Here is a 2,741-nt window from a genome sequence, read left to right as displayed (position 1 = left end):
GTGTCGGATCCCTTCCGGGGTCGTGGCGGGGCGCGGATGTACAAGACGGGTGATCTGGTGCGGCAGTGGGCGGACGGGTCCCTGGAGTACCTGGGTCGCAACGACGATCAGGTCAAGATCCGTGGCTTCCGCATCGAGCTCGGGGAGATCGAAGCCGCCCTCGCCGGACACGAAGCGGTCCGCTCCTGCGTGGTCATGGCCCGCGAGGACCAGCCCGGCAACAAGCAGCTCGTCGCGTACGTCGTCCTGGAGGACGCGCACGCGAAGACGGACCTGCGCGCCGAGCTCGGGCGGCACGTCGAGCGCACGCTCCCCGAGTACATGGTCCCCAGCGCCTACATCGCCCTGGACACCCTGCCGCTGACCACCAACGGCAAGCTCGACCGCAAGGCCCTGCCGGCCCCCGCCATCGACGCCTACACCCAGCGCGCGTACGTGGCGCCGAGCACCCCCACCGAGCGGGCGCTCGCCGCGGTCTGGGCGGAGCTCCTCGGTTTCGACGAGGCCCGCGTCGGCGCCGACGACAACTTCTTCGAGCTCGGCGGCCATTCCCTGCTCATCACGGTCCTGGCGGCCAAGCTGAAGGAGCTGGGCCACGAGGTCTCGGTGCGCAGCATGTTCAGCAGCCCGACGCTGGCCCGCCTCGCGGAGGAGATCGACGGGGCACGGGCCCACACCGACGTCACGGACGACGGCGTGCCGCCGAACCTGATCCCGCTCGGCTGCCCGCGCATCACCCCGGACATGCTGCCCCTGGTCGCGTTGACCCAGGAACAGATCGACACGGTCGTCGCCACCGTGCCCGGCGGCGCGCCCAACGTCCAAGACGTCTATCCGCTGGCGCCCGCGCAGGAGGGCATCCTCTTCCACCACCTCCTCGACCCGGCCAACGACCCCTACCTGGTCTCCGTCCTCCTCGCCGCCGACGACGAAAAGGTGTGCGTCTCCTTCACGGAGGCGCTGCAGGCGTTGATCGACCGGCACGACGTGCTGCGCACCGCCGTGCTCACCGCCGACCTGCCCGAGCCCGTGCAGGTAGTGCACCGCACCGCCCGTCTGACGGTCGAGCGGACGCGCCTCGACGCCGGCATGGACGCCGAGGAGCAGGCGCGCGCCCTGCTGGACAGCCCCCGGCGCATGCGGGTCGACGGCGCACCCCTGCTGCGGCTCCTCGTCGCCGAGGACCCGCACTCCGAGCGGCGCTACATGCTCCTGAGCGCCCATCACCTCATCGAGGACGCCACGACACTGCGGCTCGTCCTGCAGGAGCTGGCGACCCACATGGCGGGCCGAGCCGCGCTGCTCAAGGCGCCCGCGCCGTACCGCGACTTCGTCGCCCACACCCTGCGCGAGACGACCGCCGACGACGGGGAGGCCCACTTCCGGACCATGCTCGCGGACGTCACCGAGCCGACCACGCCGTTCGGTCTGACGGACGTGCACGGTGACGGCCACCGGTACCCGCAGTTGCGCCGCGCTCTGCCCGCCGACCTCACGGCCGAGGTGCGCGCCCAGGCCAAGCGGCTGCACATCAGCCCCGCCACCCTGTTCCACGCCGCGTGGGCGTGCGTCACGGCCGCGGCCGCCGGCAGCGACGACGTCGTGTTCGGAACCGTGATGTCCGGTCGCCTGCAGGGTGTTCCCGGTGTGGAGGGCATGCTCGGGAACTTCATCAACACCCTGCCGCTGCGGGTGCGCCTCGCGGATCGCTCCGTCAAGGACCTCGTCGCGGAGGTCGACGCCGGCCTGAAGGAGCTGATCGCCCGCGAGCAGAGCGCGCTGAGCCTGGCGCAGCGCTGCAGCGGCCTGGACGCCGACACCCCGTTGTTCAGCGCGGTGATCAACGTCCGGCACTTCGAGCCGGGCCACGGCGACACGACCGGGTCCGCGGTCGCGGGCCAGGGCATCCACTGGCTGGCGGAGGCCGACGCGATCAACTACCCGCTGGTGGTCTCGCTCGACGACTTCGGCAGCGAACTCGCTCTGCACGTGCGCGTGGACGACTCCGTGCGGTGCGAGGCGCTCGTCGGATACGTCGAGACGGCGCTGTCCGGCATCGTCTCCGCGCTCGCCGCGAGCGACGGCGCCGCCACCGGGGCCCTTGACATCGACGTCCTGCCGGCCGCCGAGCGTCGGCGTGTGGTGGAGGAGTGGAACGAGGCTCCGGCCGGTCTGGTGGCACAGGAGCGGTGTGTGCATGAGTGGTTCGAGGGTGTGGTGGCGGGTGCGCCGGACGCGGTGGCGGTGGAGTTCGAGGGCCGTGCGCTGACGTACGGCGAACTCAACGCCCGGGCCAACCGCTTGGCGCGTCACCTGCGTGACCTGGGTGTGGGGCCCGACGTCAGGGTCGGACTGTGCCTGCCGCGCAGCGAGTGGATCGTCGTGTGCGTGCTCGCGGTCCTGAAGGCGGGCGGCGGCTATGTGCCGATGGACCCGGCCGCGCCCGTCGAGCGACTCGACCACGTGGTGCGGGACAGTGCCCCGCGTGTCCTGGTCGTGGACGGCGGACTGCCCGACGGCCTTGCCGTCCCGGATGTCCCGGTGGTGGATGTGCGGGTGGATGCCGGGGTGTGGGCCGGGTTGTCCGATGCGGATCTGGATCGGGTGGAGGTGGGTTCGGGGCCTGGTGATCTGGCGTATGTGATTTATACGTCGGGGTCGACGGGGACGCCGAAGGGCGTGATGGTCGAGCACCGGAATGTGACGCGGTTGTTCACGGCGACGGATGGCTGGTACGGGTT

1 protein-coding gene is annotated in these 2,741 nt (G+C 71.4%); it reads left to right on the top strand.

Translation table 11 applies throughout. The features are described from left to right. Window positions 1–36: 36 nt before the first annotated feature. Window positions 37–2,741, top strand: a 2,705-nt coding sequence (locus ABZ385_RS33195) for a condensation domain-containing protein (protein ID WP_358914198.1), incomplete at its 3' end; no start/stop codon positions are given.

It is taken from the genome of Streptomyces sp. NPDC005898 (assembly GCF_040629635.1).
In the GTDB taxonomy this organism is placed as follows: Bacteria; Actinomycetota; Actinomycetes; order Streptomycetales; family Streptomycetaceae; genus Streptomyces.
Note: the sequence above shows the minus strand (reverse complement) of the source record. Positions and strands in the feature narration are given on the sequence as shown.